Source organism: Streptomyces sp. DSM 116795 (assembly GCF_055792905.1).
In genome coordinates, this window is the sequence record NZ_CM147707.1 from 1,958,194 (window position 1) to 1,978,970 (window position 20,777).

Below are 20,777 nucleotides of genomic sequence, written 5' to 3' on the forward strand. Positions count from 1 at the left end.
TGAACGGACGGGGCGGGCACCGTGCGCAGTTCGCGCGCGGCGCCCGCCCCGTCGCTGTGTTCAGACCCCGGCGGCCTCGCCGTCCCCGTTCCGCTCCCCGTCGCCGTCCCCGTCCGCGTCCGGGGGTGCGGCCGCCAGGCCCAGTTCGGCGCCCGAGGCCAGCAGCCGGTGCGCGGGCAGCACACGCACCGTGTATCCGAAGGGGCCCGTCCGGCCGGGCGTGACGGTCCCCTCGTAGGTCCACCGCCCGTCGAGGTCCACGCCCCCGCCGCCGCCCGCCGAAGTGACGGGCTTGAGCGGCACCTTCACCGCGTCGCCACCGGCGATGCGGCCCGTGCCGGCGTCGACCCGTCCGGCCACGGCCTGCACCTCGACGTCCTCCGGGGACAGCCTCCCGAGAGCTACCCGTGCCCGCAGTGTCAGGCACGAGCCGAGGCCAAGACCCGGGGCGCCGCCGGGCCCTTGCCGGTGGTCCGAGCCCGGCTCGTGGTCGGGCCCCTGCTCCTGGTCGGGGGGGCCGGCGTGCTCGACGCGGCCGACGGCTACCGACGGCCACTCCTCCCGCACCCGTGCCTTCCAGGCGGCCAGTTCGCGCGCGCGGTCCGCGCCCAGCTCGCGCTGCGCGCGGGCAGCGGGACCGTACAGCCGCTCGACGTACTCGCGGACCATGCGCTCCGCCTGGACCTTCGGGCCGAGCCCGGTGAGCGTACGGCGCACCATCTCCACCCAGCGGGCCGGTACGGCACCCCCGCCGGACCCGCCGGGCCTGCCGCGCCCCTCCCCGTCGCCCCGGTCGTAGAAGCACGGCGCGACGTGATCCTCGATCAGCCCGTAGAGCGCGGCCGCCTCCGCACCGTCCCGGCGGTCGGCGTCCGCCGCGGCCGCACCGTCCACGCTGGGCACCGCCCAGCCGAAGTCCGCCTCGAACCACTCGTCCCACCAGCCGTCCAGTACCGAGAGGTTGAGGCAGCCGTTGAGCGCGGCCTTCATGCCGCTCGTGCCGCACGCCTCCAGGGGGCGCAGCGGGTTGTTGAGCCACACGTCGCATCCGGGGTAGAGCGCCTGCGCCATGTGCATCCCGTAGTCGGGAAGGAAGACGATGCGGTGGCGTACCCGCGGATCGTCCGCGAAGCGCACCAGCTCCTGGATCAGCTCCTTGCCGCCGTCGTCCGCCGGATGCGCCTTGCCGGCCACGACGATCTGCACGGGGCGCTCCGGGTGCAGCAGCAGCCGGGTGAGCCGCTCGGGGTCGCGCAACATGAGCGTGAGCCGCTTGTACGACGGCACGCGGCGGGCGAACCCGATCGTCAGCACGTCCGGGTCGAACACGCCGTCCGTCCAGGCGAGTTCGGCGTCCGCGGCTCCGCGCTCGCGCCAGGAGGCCCGCAGCCGTGCCCGTACGTCGTGCACGAGCTGTTCGCGCAGCGTGCGGCGCAGCGCCCACAGCCGCTCGTCCGGCAGTTCCGCGGCGTCGGCGGGCATATCGGGCGAGCGCCAGGTGGGTGCATGCACTCCGTTGGTGACGGAGGTGATGGGCACCTCCGCCGGGTCGAAGCCCGGCCACAGCCCGGCGAACATGGTGCGGCTGACCTCGCCGTGCAGGGTGCTCACGCCATTGGCGCGCTGCGCCAGCCGCAGGCCCATGACCGCCATGTTGAACAGTCCGGGGTCGCCTCCGGGGTAGCTCTCCGCACCGAGGCGCAGCACGTCGTCGGCGGCGACGCCCTCCAGTTCGCCGTGCTCACCGAAGTGGTCGGCGACGAGGGCGGCGTCGAAGCGGTCGATGCCGGCGGGGACGGGTGTGTGCGTCGTGAAGAGATTGCCCGCGCGTACGGTTTCCAGGGCGGCACCGAACTCCAGCCCCTGCTCCCCCAGTTCGCGGATTCGCTCCAGACCGAGGAAGCCGGCGTGGCCCTCGTTGGTGTGGAAGACCTCGGGCGCGGGGTGACCGGTGCGCCGGCAGTACGCGCGCACGGCCCGCACACCGCCGATGCCCAGCAGCATCTCCTGGAGCAGCCGGTGCTCGCCCCCGCCGCCGTAGAGCCGGTCGGTGACGTCGCGTTCGGGACGCTCGTTCGCCCCGGTGTCCGAGTCGAGCAGCAGCAACGGTACGCGTCCCACCCGCGCCTGCCACACGTGTGCGTGCAGCGACCGTCCGCCGGGCAGGCGCAGCGTGATGCGTACCGGCAGGCCGTCCTCCTCGCGCAGCAGCCGCAGCGGCAGCTCCGCCGGGTCCAGCACGGGGTAGTGCTCCTGCTGCCTGCCGTCGGCGCTCAGGCTCTGCCGGAAGTAGCCCTGCCGGTAGAGCAGCCCGACGCCGATCAGCGGGACGCCCAGGTCCCCGGCGGCCTTGAGATGGTCGCCGGCGAGGATGCCGAGGCCGCCGGAGTACTGCGGCAGCGCCCCGGTGAGTCCGAACTCCGGGGAGAAGTACGCCATGGCGCACGGGAGATCACCGGAGGCGGCCTCCTGCTGGTACCAGCGCGGCTCGCTCAGCGCGTCGTGCAGATCGCCTGCGGCGACGGCGAGCTTCCGCAGGAAGGGTCTGTCCGAGGCCAGCTGCGCGAGCCTGGACGGCGGCAGGGCGCAGAGCATGCGCAGCGGGTCGCCGCCCGCGAGCCGCCAGGCGTCCGGGTCCAGTTCGTGGAAGAACCGGCGGGTCGGGGGATGCCAGGACCAGCGCAGATTGTGCGCCAGTTCGCTCAGCGGGCGGAGAGGTTCGGGAAGTACGGGATGCACGGAGAAACGACGAATGGCCTTCACACCCCGACCGTAACGGGGCATAAGCGTGCATCACGGCAATGATCCACTTGGGGTGGGATGTCCACCCTGACGGTGTGCCGCCGCGGCACTGTCCACGTGCCGGTCCGAAGGCGCCAACCCGCAGACCGCGAGGGCGATTCGGCTTCGCACCCGTCACATCCGTCACATCCGTGCGGCAATTCCGCTCGTCACAGGCCCGCGCCGGAATGCGCAGCTCCACCCTCTCGACCACGCTCGGCCTGTGCTCCTAAGCTTCGTGACCTCAGTACAGGGGGCACGACTTCTGCACGTTCCACCTGCGGCTCTCCACGCAGCGGGCGCGGGTCGGGACACAGAGCACGGAGGTGAGCGGAGAGCAACGGCGCGGGCCGCAAAGAGCGGCCCTGGGCACGCTCGCTCCCCGTCGGGGTGAAGTGTGACGGCGCAGTCAAGCGGTGGGTTCCTGACCAGTTCCCGAAGACCGCCTGCGCCGCTGGAACCGTTCCCGGTCTGGCCGCGCGTTCCAGCTCCCGCGTACGCAAATCGGTCGCGATCCATCACACGGAAGGTTTTGCATCGTGACGGCGTATCAACACGCCCATCAGGGGGATCAAGGGTACGAGTGGGACGAGTGGGGGATGCCGGCGCCGCCGCCCCAGTGCCCGGCACACGCCGCGGAGAACGTCGTGCCGCTCAGCGGCCCCCGCTTCCACACCGACCCGGCGGGCCACTACCGCGAGATGCGGGCGGAACACGGCCCCGTCGTACCGGTGCTGCTGCCCGGCGACGTGCCGGCGTGGCTGGTGATCGGCTATCAGGAGATGTACCAGGTCACCACCGACTCACGGCTCTTCCCGCGCGACTCCGGGCTGTGGAACCAGTGGGAGACGCTGCCGGAGGACTGGCCGCTGCGGCCCATGATCGGCGAGCGGCAGCCGTCCATCTACTACACGGTCGGCGCGGAGCACCGGAGGCACCTGGAGATGGTGCAGTCGGCCATGGAGAACATCAGCCCCCTCGAACTGCGCAAGCACTGCGAGGAGTTGGCCGACCAGCTCCTCGACGCGTTCTGCGCGCGCGGCGAGGCGGACATCATCACCGAGTACGCCAAGCCGCTGCCCGTCCTCGTGCTCGCCAGGCTCCTGGGGTTCCCCGACTCCGACGGCCCGGGTCTCATCAAGGCGATGAGCGACCTGGCCGACGGCGGTGCCGAAGCCCTGGAAGGCTTCCAGCACTTCGGCGCCAAGATCCACGAGCTGGTGGCGAACAAGCGCGCGTCCGCGGGTGCCGACCTCACGTCGTGGATGCTCGCGTACCCCGAACCCTTCACGGACGAGGAGTACGCGCTGGACCTGATGGCCATCACGGCTGCGGGACATCTGCCGACCGCCGACTGGATCGGCAACTCCATACGCCTGATGCTCACCGACGACCGCTTCGCCGCCTCCCTCACCGGAAACCGGCGCAGCATCCCCGAAGCGATGAACGAGGTGCTCTGGGAGGACACCCCCACGCAGATCCTCGCGGGACGCTGGGCCGCCTCGGACACCTGGCTCGGCGGACAGCGCATCCGCTCGGGCGACATGCTGCTGCTCGGCCTCGCCGGCGCCAACGCGGACCCGAAGGTGCACGTCACGACGGCGGGCGCCGACACCGGGCTGCGCGGAGGCAACAGCGCCCATTTCGCCTTCAGCCACGGCGAGTTCCAGTGCCCCTTCCAGGCGCAGGAGATTGCGGAGACAATCGCCCGCGTCGGGATCGAGATCCTCCTCGACCGGCTGCCCGAGATCGATCTGGCCGTACCGGCCGGCGCCCTGGCGCGGCGGCCTTCCGCGTTCCTGCGCGGGATGACCGCTCTGCCCGTCCACTTCGCCCCCACGCCCCCCATCGAAGGCGCATCATGAGCCTCCCCGCCGCCAGCTCCTCCTCCGCCGCGCAGGACGGGTGCCCCATCGTCATCGACCCGATGGTGCGCGACCTCGACGGGGAGACCCGCCGCCTGCGGGACGCCGGCACCCTCACCCGCATCGAACTGCTCGGTGTGCCGGCGTGGTCCATCACCCGTCACGCGGAGGCCAGGCGGCTGCTGACGGACCACCGGCTGGTGAAGGACATCGACCGGTGGACGTTGTGGCGTACGGGCGAGGTCACGCACGAGTGGCCGCTGATCGGCATGATCGACGCGGGGCGTTCGATGTTCACGGTGGACGGCGCCGAGCACCGGCGGCTGCGCACCAAGACGGCCCAGGCCATCACGCCGCGCCGCCTGGAGAACCTGCGCCCGGTGATCGAGAGCATCACGCACCGGCTGCTGGACGATCTGGAGGCGCAGGGGGCCCACGGCCCCGTCGACCTGAAGTCGGTATTCGCGCTGCCGCTGCCCATGTCGGTGATCAGCGTGCTCATGGGTGTGGACCCGGCCCTCCATCCGCGGCTGCACACGCTCTACAAGGCCTTCTTCTCGATGCTGACGCCGCAGGACGAGCGGCTCGCGGTGATCGACGAACTCGACGGCATCTTCACCGGCATGGTCAGGGCCCGTACCGCCGAGCCGCAGGACGACCTGACCAGTGCGCTGATCCTCGCGGACGAGGGCGGCGAACCCCTCACCGAGGAGGAGGTCGTCGGCAATCTCAAGGCGATGGTCGCCGCGGGTCACGAGACGACGATCGGCCTGATCCTCAACGCCGTACGGGCGCTGCTCACCCACCCCGACCAGCTGCGCATGGTGCTCTCAGGCGAGGCCGGCTGGGACGCGGTGGTCGAGGAGACCCTGCGCTGGGACACCCCGACGACGCATCTGCTGATGCGCTTCGCCACCGAGGACATCGAGGTCGGCGGCGGTGTCATACGCGAGGGCGAGGGCGTCGTCATCTCCTACCGCGCGATCGGCTGGGACACCGGGCAACACGGGCCGGACGCCGACGAGTTCAACATCGCACGGCCCTCGCCGAACCGCCACATGACCTTCGGTCACGGCCCGCACATCTGCCCGGGTGCGGCGCTGTCGCGGCTGGAGGCGGGCATCGCGCTGCCGGCGCTCTTCGCCCGTTTCCCCGGCATCCGGTTCGCGGTCCCGGTCGAGGAGATCGTCAACCAGCCGGTGCTCACCCAGAACGACCTCCAGTCCTTCCCCGTGCAGCTGCACGGCCATTGAAGGGGGCGGGGGCGCCGTGCCGGGCGGACGGCCGCCACGGGACGTCGCGATGGGTGCGGGACGAGCCCACGCCTCCGGGACAAAGCCCTGGAACCCCTGCGCACTTGGCAAGGCGCGCCTAGCAGGGCGCACTTGGCATGGCCACCGCCGTTCCGGCTGCCTCGTGGGAGGGCACCGGAACCGGCGGGCCGCACCGGACGAACCCCCGCGGGACGCGCCCGTTGGCGGCACTGCCGGGCGGACGCGGCCGCCACGGCAAGGGCTCAGCGGGCCGTCGGACCCGGACCCGCCGGGCGGGTGAACGCGCGCTGCCCCCATGCACGCGGCACCGAGGCACCAGGTGAAGCAGATAGAACAGGCGGAAGATCACAAACCGTCCGCCTGTTCCACTCCGCACCAAGGTGAAGCAATGATCGGTCGCATTCCCGTCCTCGACGTCCGGCCCCTCGTCGACTGCGGGCGCCACCCCGCAAAGGCCGTACCGGGCGAGACGTTCCAGGTCTCGGCCACCGTCTTCCGTGAGGGCCACGACGCTCTCGGCGCCAACGTCGTGCTCCGCGACGCCACCGGCCGCCGCGGCCCCTGGACCCCCATGCGCGAACTGGCGCCCGGAACCGACCGCTGGGGAGCGGACATCACCCCGGACAGCGAGGGGAGATGGACCTACTCGATCGAGGCGTGGAGCGACCCGATCACCACCTGGCGGCGCCAGGCGAAGCTGAAGGTCCCGGCCGGCACCGACACCGAAGCGGTGCTGGAGGAGGGCGCGGTGCTGCACGAACGGGCCGCCGCCGACGTGCCCCGAAGCGAGGGCAGGGACGGCGTACTGGCCGTGGCCGACGCGCTGCGCAGCCGGAGCCGCGGCGTCGCCGCACGTCTCGCGGCGGCGCTGACACCGCAGGTGACGGCCGTGCTGGCGCGTTACCCGCTGCGTGAACTGGTCACCTCGACGCGTCCGCTTCCGCTCCAAGTGGAGCGCGAACGCGCCCAGTTCGGCTCGTGGTACGAGCTGTTCCCGCGCTCCGAGGGCGCGGTGCTCCCCGAGAAGGAGGGCGAGCCCCAGGTCCACGGTACGTTCCGGACCGCGGCGGAGCGGCTGGAGGCCGTCGCCGCCATGGGCTTCGACGTCGTCTACCTGCCCCCCGTGCATCCCATCGGCGACGCCTTCCGCAAGGGCCCCAACAACGCGCTCTCCGCCGGTCCGCACGACGTCGGCTCACCGTGGGCCGTCGGTTCGGCGGCGGGCGGGCACGAAGCGGTGCACCCGGACCTGGGGACGGTCGAGGACTTCGAGTACTTCGTGGAACGCGCCCGGTCCCTTGGCATGGAGACCGCGCTGGACTTCGCACTGCAGTGCTCGCCCGACCACCCCTGGATCAAGGAACATCCCGAGTGGTTCCGGCACCGCCCGGACGGCACGATCGCCCACGCCGAGAACCCGCCGAAGAAGTACCAGGACATCGTCCCGCTCGCCTTCGACACCGACCCGTCGGCCTATTCGTCGCTCGTGGCCGAGACGCTGCGGCTGCTGCGGCTGTGGATGGCACGGGGTGTGCGCATCTTCCGCGTCGACAATCCGCACACCAAGCCGGTGGGCTTCTGGGAGAAGGTCATCGGGGACATCAACCGCTCCGATCCCGATGTCGTCTTCCTGGCCGAGGCGTTCACCAGGCCCGCGATGATGCACACGCTCGCCAAGGCCGGCTTCCAGCAGTCCTACACCTACTTCACGTGGCGCAACACGAAGCAGGAGCTGACGGAGTATCTGACGGAGCTGTCCGGCGACGCCGCCTCGTACATGCGTCCCAACTTCTTCGTCAACACCCCGGACATCCTGCACGCGAGCCTCCAGGAGGGCGGACGTCCCGTCTTCGAGACGCGGGCCGTGCTCGCCGCGACGCTCTCCCCGTCCTGGGGCATGTACGCGGGTTACGAGCTGTGCGAGGCGAAGGCGGTCCGGCCCGGCAGCGAGGAGTACCTGGACTCGGAGAAATACCAGCTGCGTCCGCGTGACTGGGCCGCCGCCGAGGAGACGGGGCAGACGATCGCACCGCTGATCGGACAGCTCAACCGGCTGCGCCGGAGCCGCCCCGCGCTGCGCCGGCTGCGCTCGCTCACCTTCCACCACTGCGACAACGAGCAGGTCATCGCCTTCTCCAAGCACTCCACCCCGCCTGGGACGCAGCCCGGGAGCACCGAGCCGCCGGAGAGCGACACCGTCATCGTCGTGGTCAGCCTCGACCCGAACCGCACGCAGGAAGCGACGGTGACCCTCGGCGAGGACGACCTGCGCCGGTTCGGCCTCAACGCCGCGCAGGCCGGCGGGAGGGAGACCTTCCCGGTACGCGACGAGCTCACCGGGCGGACGTACGACTGGAGCACGAAGAACTACGTGCGCCTGGCATCGGGAGGCGACTCCCCCGCCGCGGCGCACATTCTCACCCTGCGGCCAGACGACCCCACCGACCACGCCGACCCGAAGGGCACCCATCCATGACCGTGAACCAACCCGTACACGACACGTTCGAGGACACGCCCGCCGGGGACCGGGACCCGGAGTGGTTCAAGCGGGCGGTCTTCTACGAAGTGCTGGTCCGCTCCTTCCACGACAGCAACGGCGACGGCATCGGAGACCTGAGGGGTCTCACCGCGAAGCTCGACTATCTCCAGTGGCTCGGCGTCGACTGCCTGTGGCTGCCGCCCTTCTTCAAGTCGCCGCTGCGCGACGGGGGTTACGACGTCTCCGACTACACCTCCGTGCTGCCCGAGTTCGGGGATCTGGCGGACTTCGTGGAGTTCACGGACTCCGCGCACCAGCGCGGCATGCGCGTCATCATCGACATGGTCATGAACCACACCAGCGACCAGCACCCGTGGTTCCAGGAGTCCCGGCACAACCCCGACGGTCCCTACGGCGACTACTACGTATGGGACGACGAGGACACCCGGTACGCCGGCGCGCGGATCATCTTCGTCGACACCGAGGCGTCCAACTGGACGTTCGACCCGGTGCGCAAGCAGTACTTCTTCCACCGCTTCTTCTCGCATCAGCCCGACCTCAACTACGAGAACCCGGCCGTGCAGGAGGAGATGATCTCGGCCCTCCGCTTCTGGCTGGACCTCGGCGTCGACGGCTTCCGGCTGGACGCGGTGCCGTACCTGTACGCGGAGGAGGGCACCAACTGCGAGAACCTGCCCCGCTCGCACGGCTTCCTCAAGCGCGTGCGCGCGGAGATCGACGCCCTCTACCCCGACACCGTGCTGCTGGCCGAGGCGAACCAGTGGCCGGAGGACGTCGTCGACTACTTCGGCGACTACGAAAAGGGCGGCGACGAGTGTCACATGGCCTTCCACTTCCCGGTCATGCCGCGCATCTTCATGGCCGTACGCCGCGAATCGCGCTACCCCGTCTCCGAGATCCTCGCCAAGACCCCCCAGATCCCGTCCGGCTGCCAGTGGGGCATCTTCCTGCGCAACCACGACGAGCTGACGCTGGAGATGGTCACCGACGAAGAGCGCGACTACATGTACGCGGAGTACGCCAAGGACCCGCGCATGCGCGCCAACATCGGCATCCGCCGCCGCCTGGCCACCCTGCTGGACAACGACCGCGACCAGATCGAGCTGTTCACGGCCCTGCTGCTGTCGCTTCCCGGCTCGCCGATCCTGTACTACGGCGACGAGATCGGCATGGGCGACAACATCTGGCTCGGCGACCGGGACGCCGTGCGCACGCCGATGCAGTGGACCCCGGACCGCAACGCCGGGTTCTCCTCCTGCGACCCGGGACGGCTGTTCCTGCCCACGATCATGGACCCGGTGCACGGCTACCAGGTCACCAATGTGGAGGCGGCGATGAGTTCGCCGAGCTCACTTCTGCACTGGACCCGGCGGATGGTGGAGATCCGCAAGCAGAACCCGGCGTTCGGACTGGGGACGTACACCGAACTCTCCTCGTCCAACCCGGCGGTGCTCGCATTCCTGCGCGAGGTGCGGATGCCGGACGGCGGCGACGACCTGGTGATGTGCGTGAACAACTTCTCCCGCTTCCCGCAGCCGACCGAACTCGATCTGCAGTTCCTGCGCGAGCGCGTGCCGGTGGAGCTGATCGGCGGCGTGCACTTCCCGCCGATCGGTGAACTCCCCTACCTGCTGACGCTGGGCGGCCACGGCTTCTACTGGTTCCGCATGCGCAGGCAGACCTGACGGCTCCTTGAGATCGCAGCCGAGGGGGAGTGCGCTTCCGGCGCACTCCCCCACGGCATGCACGGCACCGGTTTCGCAGAAGTCGAGCCCCGCAGCGGCGTTGCAGAACCCCGGCGTACGGCTGAGCGGGCCGCCGGGGGTGCCCGGCCCCCGGGAGGGGGTCCCCTCGCCGGCGGGTGAAGATCTCCGACACGGCCCGCACAGCCGGACACAGAACACCACATTTAGACACAATCTGCGTGCTTTCCGTGTACCCGGGGAAAGGACGCCAGACGTCATGTCGGAAAGTTCCTTGTCCCGCACAGCTCTTCGGACGGACACCGTCCCCGTCGGCACAGACCTGCTTCGCTCCCTCGCCGGGCCGCTCGCCGAATGGCTGCCCCGGCAGCGCTGGTTCGCCGGCAAAGGCCGTCCGGTCAGCGGGTTCGAACTCGTCACCGCGACAGAACTGCTGCCCTGCGACGGCGCTGGTCACGCGCCCGGGATGATTCATCTGCTGCTGCGGGCACGGCAGGCCTCGACGGCCGCGGACCCAGCGGGGGATCCGGCGTGGGATCCGGCGTGGGATCCGGCGCCGGAACCGGCCGCGGAGTCCGCCGACTGCTACCAACTGCTACTGGGCGTGCGGAACGCCTCGTACCCCCTGACGCCGGAACTCGGCACGGCGCTGATCGGACGTCCAGCCGCGGGACCGCTCCAAGGCCGCTTCGTCTACGACGCCCTCCACGATCCGCTGCTCGCGGGGCGACTGCTGGAGAGACTCGCCTCGCCAGGACGGTCCGGGCCGCTGCGCTTCCGGCGCGAGCCGGACTCCGCGGTGCCCAGGGGGCTTCCGCCGCGACCGCTCGCCGCTGAGCAGTCCAACTCCTCGGTGATCTACGGCAATCGGTACATCCTCAAGCTCTTCCGTCGCGTCGAGCCCGGAGTCAATCCCGATCTGGAGCTTCCGCTCGCGCTCGCCCGGCACGGCTCGCTGCGGGTTCCCGCGCCCACGGCGTGGTTCGAGGCCGAGCCGGGGACGGAGAGCGAAGCCGCGGCCCCGATGACGCTCGGCGTACTGCAGCCGTTCCTGCCCGGCTGCCGGGACGGCTGGCAGCTCGCGCTGAACGCCCTCGCCGAACGGCGCGACTTCACCACGGAAGCCCGCGCCCTCGGACGCGCGACCGCCGAGGTCCATACCGGCCTCGCCAGGGCGCTGCCCACCTGCGTACTCGGGCGGGACGAACTGGAGAGCGCTGCGGCAGCCATGACGGAACGGCTGGAGGCGGCGGGCCGTGCGGTGCCCGAACTGCGCCCGTACCGGCCGGGACTGCGGGAGGCGTTCCGCGCGCTCGCGGCGCTGGGCCGCCTCGGCCACAGCTGTCCGGCGCAGCGCGTGCACGGCGATCTGCACCTGGGGCAGGTGCTGTGGGCGCCCGGCGGCCGGTGGTCGCTCATCGACTTCGAGGGGGAACCGGCGCGTCCGCTCGCCGAGCGGCGCGTGCCGCAGCCGGTCGTGCGCGACATCGCGGGGATGCTGCGCTCCTTCGACTACGCGGCCTGCCAGCAGCGGGCCGCGGGGACGGACTCCGGTGCGGGTACCGGGACCGGTGCCGGCTCGGCAGCGGGCTCGGACTCGGGCCGGGACCCGGGCTCGGGGGACGCGTTCGCGCGGCGCTGGGCCGACGCCAACCGGGACGCCTTCTGCGCCGGCTACGCCGACGCCTCCGGCTGCGACCCGCGCGACGAGGCCACGCTGCTACGCGCGTACGAGACCGACAAGACGGTCTACGAAGTGCTCTACGAGGCCCGGCACCGGCCCACCTGGCTGCACGTCCCGATGTCCGCGATCCGCCGCCTGGCGGCTGCGCCCGTGCACCGGTAGGCGGCGGCACCGTCCGCCTTCCGTGCCCGATGTGCCAGCCGCCGACGCAATCAGGAGGTTCTGACAGTGACCGTCCCTCAGCCGCCCGACCCCACGGGGAACGTTCAGCCGTACGTGCCTGCCACCTTCCTGCCCGGCCGGGCAGGCGGCCCGGCCGGCCGTGCCCGTTCGGGCTGGTCGCTCGCAGCGCTGACCGGGCCCTGGGCCAACCCGCCCGCCGCGCTCGCCGCACTCGGGCCGAACGCGCCCAGCAAGGGCCGGCGGAAGGCGGCGCGACTGCCGCAGCCGGCCGCCTGGCCCGGACTTCCGGCGGAGTCCGCGCCGGCACGGCCTGGCGCGGCCCGCACCGGTCCGGGTCCGGAACCACGCCCCCGCCGGCACCCGGAAGAGCGCACAGGCTGGCACCCCGAGCCGCTCCCGGGGCTGGGCTCCGACTCGCTCCCCGAGCCGGGCCCCGAACCGGACCTCGGAGTTCCGAGTGCCCGCGCCGCGGCCGCCCTTCCCTCCGAGGACCGCGAGCGGCTGCTCGCGGGCGCCCACCGTGACCCGCACGCACACCTCGGCGCCCGCACCACGCCCGGGGGCGCCGTCCGCTTCCGGGCCCTGCGCCCGTACGCGCGCTCCGTGACCGTCCTCGTCCCGGACGGCGACGGTGAGCGGCGGACCCGGCTGCGGGACGAGGGCGACGGCTTCTTCGCCGGCGAGGTGACGCCGCCCGGCGGGCCGCTCGCACCGGACGGGGAGATCCCCGAGTACCGGCTGCTGGTGAAGTACGGGAGCGGGCCCGGCGAGGAGGGCGAGGCCTTCGTCGACCCGTACGGATTCCCGCCCGCCGTCGGCGAGTTGGACCTGCGGCTGTTCGGCGAGGGCAGACACGAGGTGCTGTGGCGGGCGCTGGGCGCCCGCACGATGACGCACCGGGGCGTGGCCGGGACGCGGTTCACCGTGTGGGCACCGAACGCCCGAGGCGTGCGCGTCGCCGGCGACTTCAACAACTGGGACGGCACGGCCTTCCCGATGCGTTCGCTCGGCACAGCAGGGGTGTGGGAGCTGTTCCTGCCCGAGGTCGGGGACGGCGCGCTGTACAAGTTCGAGGTCGTACGGGACGACGGGTCCCGTGTGCTGCATGCCGACCCGATGGCTCGCGCGGCGGAGGTGCCGCCCGGCAACGCCTCGGTCGTCCACACCTCCGGCTACAGATGGGGCGACGGCGACTGGCTCGACCGGCGCGCCGCGGGCAGTCCGCACGCGGCGCCGCTGTCCGTCTACGAGGTCCATCTGCCCTCGTGGCGCCCCGGCCTGACGTACCGCGAACTCGCCGTTCAACTCCCCGCGTACGTCAGGGACATGGGCTTCACGCACGTCGAGCTGATGCCGTGCGCCGAGCATCCGTTCGGCGGCTCGTGGGGCTACCAGGTCACCGGCTTCTACGCGCCGACCGCGCGGCTCGGCGGCCCGGACGACTTCAAGTTCCTGGTCGACTCGCTGCACCGGGCGGGCATCGGCGTGCTCATGGACTGGGTGCCCGCGCACTTCCCGAAGGACGAATGGGCGCTCGCACGCTTCGACGGCCCCTCCCTGTACGAGCACCCGGACCCGTCACGCGCCGAGCACCCCGACTGGGGGACGCTGGAGTTCGACTTCGGGCGCCGCGAGGTGCGCAACTTCCTCGTCTCCAGCGCCGTCCACTGGTGCGAGGAGTTCCACATCGACGGCCTCCGCGTGGACGCCGTCGCCTCCATGCTCTATCTCGACTACTCGCGCGAGCCGGGCGCGTGGACGCCCAACTCCCGTGGCGGGCGCGAGAATCCGGACGCCGTGGCGCTGCTGCAGGAGATGAACGCCACGCTCCACCGCCGGTGCCCTGGCGTCATCACGGCGGCGGAGGAGTCGACGACCTGGGACGGGGTGACGCGGGCCACCGACCACACCGGGGAGTGCGGCTTCGGCGGCCTCGGCTTCGACTTCAAATGGAACATGGGCTGGATGCACGACTCGCTCGGGTACGTGCAGCAGGAGCCGGCGGAACGCACGTATCAGGGCGGGCAGCTGGCACGGGCGATGACCTACGCCTACGCCGAGAACTTCATCCTGCCCGTCTCGCACGACGAGGTCGTGCACGGAAAGCGTCCGCTCGTCGGGAAGATGCCGGGCGACGCGTGGCAGCAGCGGGCGAACCACCGGGCGTTCCTCGGCTTCATGTGGGCGCACCCGGGCAAGCAACTTCTCTTCATGGGGCAGGAGTTCGCGCAGGACACCGAGTGGTCCGACGAACGCGGCCCGGACTGGCGGCTGCTCGGCTCCGCCGGCGCGGACGGCGACGGGGGCGCCGGCGGCGGGCACCGCGGAGTGCGGGACCTGGTGCGTGACCTCAACTCGCGTTACACGAGCACTCCGGCGCTGTGGCAACTGGACACCGACCCGGCGGGCTTCTCCTGGGTGGAGGACGGCAGCAGCGGCGCCGCCGGTGCCGCCGGGGAGTGCGTCTTCGCGTTCCTGCGTTTCGACGCCGCCGGAGATCCGCTGCTGGCGGTGAGCAACTTCTCGGCCGGGCAGGTCAGTTCGTACCGGCTGGGCGTGCCGCCCGCCGCCGCGGGCGGCGGGGTCTGGCGCCAGGTGCTCGACACGGACGACGTGCGCTACGGCGGCAGCGGTACGGGCGGCCACGGGACGCTGACGGCGGAATCGCACCCGGCACACGGATACCCCGCGTCCGTGACGCCGGCCCTGCCCGCGCTGTCGACGCTCTGGTTCCGTCCCGCCTGACAGCCGGCCGGCCGGCGGCCGGACACGACCGCCGGCCCGGACACGACAGGGCCCGCCCGGTACGGGGACGGATACCGGGCGGGCCCTTGTGCGCGGTGAGCCGAGCGGGACGTGTCCATCCCGCCGTGGCTCAGCGGTCGTTCAGCCTCGTTCAGCCGTCGCTCTTCGAGGTGGAGAGCGGCGCCTCCTGACGGCCGTCGCGCGACGCGGGCACCTGGTCGCCGTCGCCGCCGCCTGCCGCGTCATGATCGGCTTCCAGGAGCGTCGACTCGTCGAACGGCACGTCGCCCGCGAGCACCCGCTTGACCCGCTCCTTGTCGATCTCCTTGGTCCAGGTGCCGACCAGCACCGTGGCCACGGAGTTGCCCGCGAAGTTCGTCAGGGCGCGGGCCTCGCTCATGAAGCGGTCGATGCCGACGATCAGCCCGACGCCGTCGACCAGTTCGGGGCGGTGGGACTGGAGGCCGCCGGCGAGGGTGGCCAGCCCGGCGCCGGTCACGCCGGCCGCGCCCTTGGAGGCGACGAACATGAAGATCAGCAGGGAGATCTGCTGTCCGAGCGTGAGCGGGTCCCCCATGGCCTCGGCGACGAAGATCGAAGCCATCGTCAGGTAGATCATCGTGCCGTCGAGGTTGAAGGAGTAGCCGGTCGGCACGGTGATGCCGACGACCGGCCTGCTGACCCCCAGGTGTTCCATCTTCGCGATGAGCCGCGGCAGCGCGGACTCCGAGGACGAAGTGGAGAGGATCAGCAGGAACTCGCGGGCCAGGTACCTGAACAACGAGAGGATGTTGATCCCGGTGACCAGCTTCAGCAGCAGCCCGAGCACGCCGAAGATGAAGACGACACAGGTGACGTAGAAGCCGATCATGATGATCGCGAGCGACTTCAGAGCGTCGAGGCCGGTCTCTCCGACGACCGCGGCGATGGCGCCGAAGGCACCTACGGGAGCCGCCCACATGACCATCGCGAGCACCCGGAAGACCAGCCGCTGCAGATGTCCGATGCCCCGCAGAATCGGCTCACCGGACGAGCCCATCGCCTGCAGCGCGAAGCCGACGAACAGCGCGATGAGCAGCGTCTGCAGCACCTCGCCCTCGGTGAACGCGGAGAACATCGAGGTGGGGATGACCCCGAGCAGGAAGTCCACCGTGCTCTCGCTGGCGCCCTTGGCCTCGGCGGCGCCGGCGCTGCGCGCCTCGTCGGTCAGCTGCAGGCCGCTGCCCGGGTCGAGGACGTTCCCGACGACAAGGCCGATGGCGAGGGCGACCACGGACATCGCCAGGAAGTAGCCCAGCGCCAGACCGCCCACGGCGCCGACCTTCGCCGCCTTGCGCACCGAGCCGACGCCCAGCACGATCGTGACGAAGATGACCGGCGAGATCATCATGGTGATGAGGGAGACGAAGCCCTCACCGAGCGGCTTCAGTTCCTTGGCCGTGTCGGGCGCGACGAAGCCGAAGGCCACTCCGAGCACGACTGCAGCGATCACGGCCAGGTAGAGGTAATGAGTGCGGTCCTGCCTGGTCCGCCGGGGCGCCGCCGCTGATGTCGGCGGTGTCTGCTGGGACACGTCGGGGCTCCTCGCTCTGCGTGGTTGCGGCTCCTAGTGCCCCTCCCGGCAAGCTCTGCCCTGTCGCGCCGCCCTGCACGCACCCTCGCTGCGTTGGCCAAAAGCCCTGGTAGCTCCTCCCCTGGGCTTCGCCATGGGGGACCCCAAAGGACTTCCGGCCGCCTTGCGATCGCACGCACCGGACGACGCTCCTCTACGGGCAAACATTGCCGGTCACGGCACTAGCTCGGTTTCCGTGGCCGGAAGGCCGCGGTCCGAGTCCCGGCGACTATGCATGCCGGAGTGACGCCCGTCACGGTTGCGTGCATTACGTGCACGGAAATTCCACGGGGCAGACTGGCCCCATGCGCACTCCCCGTACACCGCGGCCGCCCCGCAGCCTGGCCGGCCAGCTCTTCGCGATGCAGGTCGTGCTGGTGGCGGTGGTGGTGGCCGGGTGCGCGGTGTTCGCCTATGTCACCGACCGTATCCAGGCGGAGGAGTCGGCCCGCCACCGCTCGTCCGCGACGGCCGGCGCGATCGCCCGCTCCCCGTCCGTACGGGAGGCGATCCGCACACCCAGCCCGAGCGAGGAGCTGCAGCCGTATGCGGAGAAGGTCCGCCGCGACACCGGTGTCACCTTCATCACCATCATGAACACCGAGGGCGTCCGCTGGACCCACCCGGATCCCGAGCGGATCGGCGGGCGCTTCCTGGGCCACATCGGCCGGGCGGTCGAGGGCCACAGCTTCCATGAGACGTACACCGGGACGCTCGGCCCCTCGGTGCGCGTGGTGACGCCGATATGGGACGGCGGCCGGGTGGTGGGCCTGGTCAGTGCCGGTATCGCCGTGGAGACGATCACCGAGGAGCTGCGCCGCGAGGTGATGCTGCTGCTCGGGGTCGCGGGCGGTGCGCTGGCGCTCGGCGGGATCGGTACGTACGTGATCAACGCGCGGCTGCGGCGCCACACTCACGGCATGAACGCGGCGGAGCTCAGCCGCATGCACGACTACCACCAGGCGACACTGCACGCGGTGCGTGAAGGGCTACTGATGCTGGACGGGCAGAAGCAGGTCGCCCTCGTCAACGACGGTGCCCGGGAGCTGCTGGGGCTGCTCGGCACCACCGAGGTGGTGGGCCGCAGCGTCGCGGAACTGGGTCTGCCGCGCGCGCTGACCGGTGCGCTCATGGCCTCCGAGCCGCGCGTGGACGAGGTGCACCTCACCGACGAGCGCGTGGTCGTCGTCAACACCTCGCCGGTGGACGGCGGTGAGCAGCGCGGCACGGTGGTGACCCTGCGGGACCACACCGAACTGCAGTCGCTGACCGGCGAGTTGGATTCGGTGCGCGGCTTCGCGGAGGCGCTGCGGTCGCAGGCGCACGAGTCCGCGAACCGGCTGCACACCGTGATCTCGCTGATCGAGCTGGGACGTACGGACGAGGCCGTGCAGTTCGCCACCGAGGAGCTGGAGCTGGCCCAGGCGCTCACGGACGAGGTGGTCGCGGCCGTCGCGGAACCGGTGCTCGCCGCGCTGCTGCTGGGCAAGGCCGCGCAGGCCAACGAGCGCGGCGTCGAACTCTCGCTGAGCCCCGACAGCCACATCGACGACGGTCTGCTGCCGTCCTGTCTGCCGCACCGCGATGTCGTCACCGTGCTGGGCAATCTGATCGACAACGCGGTCGACGCCGCGGCCGGGCCTGGCACGGAGCACAACGGCTCCCGGGTCGGAGTGAGCGTGCGGGGCGAACGCGGCGCGGACGGCGGTACGGCGCTGCTGCTGAGGGTCGCCGACAGCGGGCCCGGCATAGCGCCGGAGGACGCCGAGTCGGTCTTCGAGCGCGGCTGGTCCACCAAGGCCTCCCCCCGCGGCAGGGCCGGCGGCCGCGGCCTCGGACTGGCGCTGGTGCGGCAGGCCGTACACCGTCACGGCGGCACGCTGGAGGTGGGCGAATCCCCGGAAGGCGGGGCCGAGTTCGCCGTGCGGCTTCCGCTGCAGAAGGCGGAGCAGTGAGCGGGCCGGGAGGTCCCGCGCAGGGACCGCCGCAGGGGCCGCCGCCGGTCCAGGTCCTGGTCGTCGAGGACGATCCGGTGACCGCCGACGCGCACGCGCTCTATGTCTCCCGCGTCCCTGGCTTCGCCGTCGCGGGCGTGGCGCACTCGCGGGCCGAGGCGCTGCGTGCCCTGGAACGCTCGCACGTCGACCTGATCCTGCTGGATCTGTATCTGCCGGACGGCCACGGTCTCGCGCTGCTGCGGTCGTTGCGCGCCGCCGGACGTACGACCGACGTCTTCGCGGTGACTTCGGCCCGCGATCTGACCGTAGTCAGGGAGGGCGTCTCGCTCGGCGTCGTACAGCATGTGCTGAAGCCCTTCACCTTTCCGACACTGCGTGAACGGCTGCTGCGCTACGCGGAGTTCCGCAGCAAGACGGCGGCGTCGGGCGGTGCGGCGGTCAGCCAGGCCGAGGTGGACAGGGCCCTGTCGGGGCTGCGGGCGGCACCCGGGCCGACCGCTCTGCCCAAAGGGCTGAGCGCGGCGACGCTCGAAGCGGTGACGCGGGAGCTGCGCGGAGCCGGCGAGGCCGGGCTCTCGGCGGCGGCCGCGGCGGAGGCGCTCGGCGTCAACAGGATCACGGCGCGGCGCTATCTGGAGCACCTCGTCGAGGACGGGAGCGCCTCGTGCGCCCCGCAGTACGGGCAGGTCGGGCGCCCGGAGCTGTGCTACCGCTGGCGCGGCTGACCCGGCTGTGCCGGTGGCAGCCCCGGCCCCCGCCCTCCGGCGGACGTGTCTTCCGTTGGAAGTGTGCGCGTCGCGTTACGCGAGACCGAGGGCGGCTCCGCCGCCTGCAACGAATGGCGCTCGGCGGGCGCGGCGGACAACCGGTGAACGGACAACCGGTAGCCGGCAAGCGGCAGTTGACAGCCGCCGCCTGACAACCGGCCGAGGCGCGGCTGCGGGCCGGCGGGCATCACGGATGCCTGCGGGCCCGCGCGCATGAGCAGCAGCCTCTGAGCCCCAGGCCCTGAGCTGACGCCCGGCTGACGCCCGGCCCGCACGGGCGCGTGCGTGCCGCCGCACCGCACCGTCCACATCGACACGCAAACGGAGCTGCGGAGCTGCGGCCCGTACTCCCCCTCGTACGGCGCCACTTGGGGCGGCTCGCGCGCCGGGCCGCCCGACTCGCCTGCGTACGCCGCGAGATCGACTGGAAGCTTTCCTTACCTTTCTATTGTCTGGACCAATGCTAGCGCGCTAGCGTGCGGCTCCGCACCACGCATCCGCGGCGGCACCGGCCGCCCCGGACGATTCATCCTTCCCAATCCCCCACCCACGACGGGAGTTTGACGTGCGCCCCCACCTCGCGCCGCGCAAGCGGCTCGCGCTCGCGCTCGCCGCGGCCCTCACCGGCTCGGCCGCCCTCGCGGCCAACGTCTACGCCACACCGGACGAGAGCGACGGCAAGAAGGCCGCGGCACCCGCCTCGGCACCGGCCGCGGCCGCCCCGAGCGGCCTCAACGGCCCGTATCTCTACCTCGGTTGGGGCAACCCGCCGAACGCCGCCGACCTCATGAAGGAGACCGGCCTGACCCAGCTCACGATGGCCTTCATCCTCTCCGACGGCGGCTGTTCGCCCGCCTGGGACGGCAGCAGGCCGCTGGAGGGCGGCCAGGACGCGCAGACCATCAAGGCGGTCCAGGACGCCGGCGGCGACATCACCCCGTCGATCGGCGGCTGGAGCGGCAGCAAGCTGGGCGAGGTGTGCTCGAACGCGGAGGACCTGGCCGGTGCGTACCAGAAGGTCATCGACGCGTACGGACTGAAGTCGGTCGACGTCGACATCGAGTCGACCGAGGTCGAGAACGCGGAGGTCCGGCAGCGCGTCATCGACGCACTGAAGATCGTCAAGGAGAAGAACTCGGGCATCAAGGTCTATCTGACCTTCGGCACGACCCCGCAGGGCCCCAACGCCAACGGCAAGGACCTCATCCAGAAGGGCGCCGAAGCCGGTCTCGACGTGGACGGCTGGACGGTCATGCCCTTCGACTTCAGCGACGGCACCACCGACCTGGCCGCGGCCACCAAGTCCGCCGTGGACGGCCTGGCCAAGACGGTGGGCGAGGCGTACGGAATCTCCACCGACGAGGCCTACGGCAAGGTCGGCTTCTCCTCGATGAACGGCAAGACGGACGTGGAGGGCGAGTCCGTATCGCCGTCCGACTTCCAGGAGATGGTCGACTACGCCAAGGAACGCGGCCTGGCACGGGCGAGCTTCTGGTCCGTCAACCGCGACCGGCCCTGCGACGGCGGGGGCGCCGATTCGTGCAGCGGCGTGGACCAGCAGCCCTGGGAATTCTCCAAGATCCTTGCTGGGTACACGGGTTGAGAACCGGCGAGGACCTCGCTGCCCGCGCGCGGTGAACAGCCGTTCCATGGCGTTGATAACAACGTTGTCACGGTCTTGAACTGCGCGTCTGCACGGCCATTG

The 20,777-nt window shown here is 71.4% G+C and carries 11 protein-coding genes; 9 read left to right on the top strand and 2 right to left on the bottom strand.

The features are described 5' to 3' along the window. Nucleotides 1–60: 60 nt before the first annotated feature. Nucleotides 61–2,763 (bottom strand): alpha-glucan family phosphorylase, encoded by a 2,703-nt coding sequence (gene glgP / locus ACSMXX_RS08245; RefSeq protein ID WP_473183375.1) that lies wholly within the window; start codon nt 2,761–2,763, stop codon nt 61–63. Between the two features lie 617 nt (nt 2,764–3,380). Here glgP and ACSMXX_RS08250 point away from each other — a divergent pair. The 6 genes from ACSMXX_RS08250 to glgB all read left to right on the top strand — a co-directional run bounded on the left by ACSMXX_RS08250 (nt 3,381) and on the right by glgB (nt 14,735). Beyond that, on the top strand, nt 3,381–4,646 hold the full coding sequence (locus ACSMXX_RS08250; protein WP_473184693.1) for a cytochrome P450: 1,266 nt from the start codon (nt 3,381–3,383) through the stop codon (nt 4,644–4,646). Then, nucleotides 4,643–5,899: a cytochrome P450 family protein gene (locus tag ACSMXX_RS08255; protein WP_473183376.1), complete on the top strand. Its 1,257-nt coding sequence runs from the start codon at nt 4,643–4,645 to the stop codon at nt 5,897–5,899. Before ACSMXX_RS08250 ends, ACSMXX_RS08255 begins: the two co-directional genes overlap by 4 nt. Nucleotides 5,900–6,308: 409 nt before the next feature. Next, nucleotides 6,309–8,396 carry an alpha-1,4-glucan--maltose-1-phosphate maltosyltransferase gene (locus ACSMXX_RS08260; RefSeq protein WP_473183377.1) on the top strand — a complete coding sequence of 696 codons (2,088 nt, stop codon included), beginning with the start codon at nt 6,309–6,311 and terminating at the stop codon, nt 8,394–8,396. After that, nucleotides 8,393–10,105 carry a maltose alpha-D-glucosyltransferase gene (treS, locus tag ACSMXX_RS08265; RefSeq protein WP_473183378.1) on the top strand — a complete coding sequence of 571 codons (1,713 nt, stop codon included), beginning with the start codon at nt 8,393–8,395 and terminating at the stop codon, nt 10,103–10,105. Before ACSMXX_RS08260 ends, treS begins: the two co-directional genes overlap by 4 nt. Nucleotides 10,106–10,382: 277 nt before the next feature. Then, nucleotides 10,383–11,969 carry a maltokinase N-terminal cap-like domain-containing protein gene (locus tag ACSMXX_RS08270; protein WP_473183379.1) on the top strand — a complete coding sequence of 529 codons (1,587 nt, stop codon included), beginning with the start codon at nt 10,383–10,385 and terminating at the stop codon, nt 11,967–11,969. A gap of 66 nt (nt 11,970–12,035) precedes the next feature. Continuing rightward, nucleotides 12,036–14,735 carry a 1,4-alpha-glucan branching protein GlgB gene (gene glgB, locus ACSMXX_RS08275; protein WP_473183380.1) on the top strand — a complete coding sequence of 900 codons (2,700 nt, stop codon included), beginning with the start codon at nt 12,036–12,038 and terminating at the stop codon, nt 14,733–14,735. Between the two features lie 151 nt (nt 14,736–14,886). On the opposite strand, the gene ACSMXX_RS08280 is transcribed toward glgB, so the two are convergent. Further along, nucleotides 14,887–16,308: a cation:dicarboxylate symporter family transporter gene (locus ACSMXX_RS08280; protein ID WP_473183381.1), complete on the bottom strand. Its 1,422-nt coding sequence runs from the start codon at nt 16,306–16,308 to the stop codon at nt 14,887–14,889. Nucleotides 16,309–16,652: 344 nt separating this feature from the next. Here ACSMXX_RS08280 and ACSMXX_RS08285 point away from each other — a divergent pair, with 344 nt between their 5' ends. The 3 genes from ACSMXX_RS08285 (at nt 16,653) to ACSMXX_RS08295 (ending at nt 20,675) form a co-directional block, all read left to right on the top strand. Beyond that, nucleotides 16,653–18,302 (top strand): sensor histidine kinase, encoded by a 1,650-nt coding sequence (locus tag ACSMXX_RS08285; protein WP_473183382.1) that lies wholly within the window; start codon nt 16,653–16,655, stop codon nt 18,300–18,302. After that, nucleotides 18,299–19,030, top strand: a complete 732-nt coding sequence (locus ACSMXX_RS08290; RefSeq protein WP_473183383.1) for a response regulator — start codon at nt 18,299–18,301, stop codon at nt 19,028–19,030. Before ACSMXX_RS08285 ends, ACSMXX_RS08290 begins: the two co-directional genes overlap by 4 nt. 607 nt (nt 19,031–19,637) lie before the next feature. Next, on the top strand, nt 19,638–20,675 hold the full coding sequence (locus ACSMXX_RS08295; protein WP_473183384.1) for a chitinase: 1,038 nt from the start codon (nt 19,638–19,640) through the stop codon (nt 20,673–20,675). The last annotated feature ends 102 nt before the right edge of the window (nt 20,676–20,777 follow it).

Bases quoted from the DNA above. Each gene is read 5' to 3' on its own strand.
- ACSMXX_RS08250 (WP_473184693.1), top strand. From the start codon at position 3,381: ATGCCGGCGCCGCCGCCCCAGTGCCCGGCACACGCCGCGGAGAACGTC.
- ACSMXX_RS08255 (WP_473183376.1), top strand. From the start codon at position 4,643: ATGAGCCTCCCCGCCGCCAGCTCCTCCTCCGCCGCGCAGGACGGGTGC.
- ACSMXX_RS08260 (WP_473183377.1), top strand. From the start codon at position 6,309: ATGATCGGTCGCATTCCCGTCCTCGACGTCCGGCCCCTCGTCGACTGC.
- treS (WP_473183378.1), top strand. From the start codon at position 8,393: ATGACCGTGAACCAACCCGTACACGACACGTTCGAGGACACGCCCGCC.
- ACSMXX_RS08270 (WP_473183379.1), top strand. From the start codon at position 10,383: ATGTCGGAAAGTTCCTTGTCCCGCACAGCTCTTCGGACGGACACCGTC.
- ACSMXX_RS08285 (WP_473183382.1), top strand. From the start codon at position 16,653: ATGCGCACTCCCCGTACACCGCGGCCGCCCCGCAGCCTGGCCGGCCAG.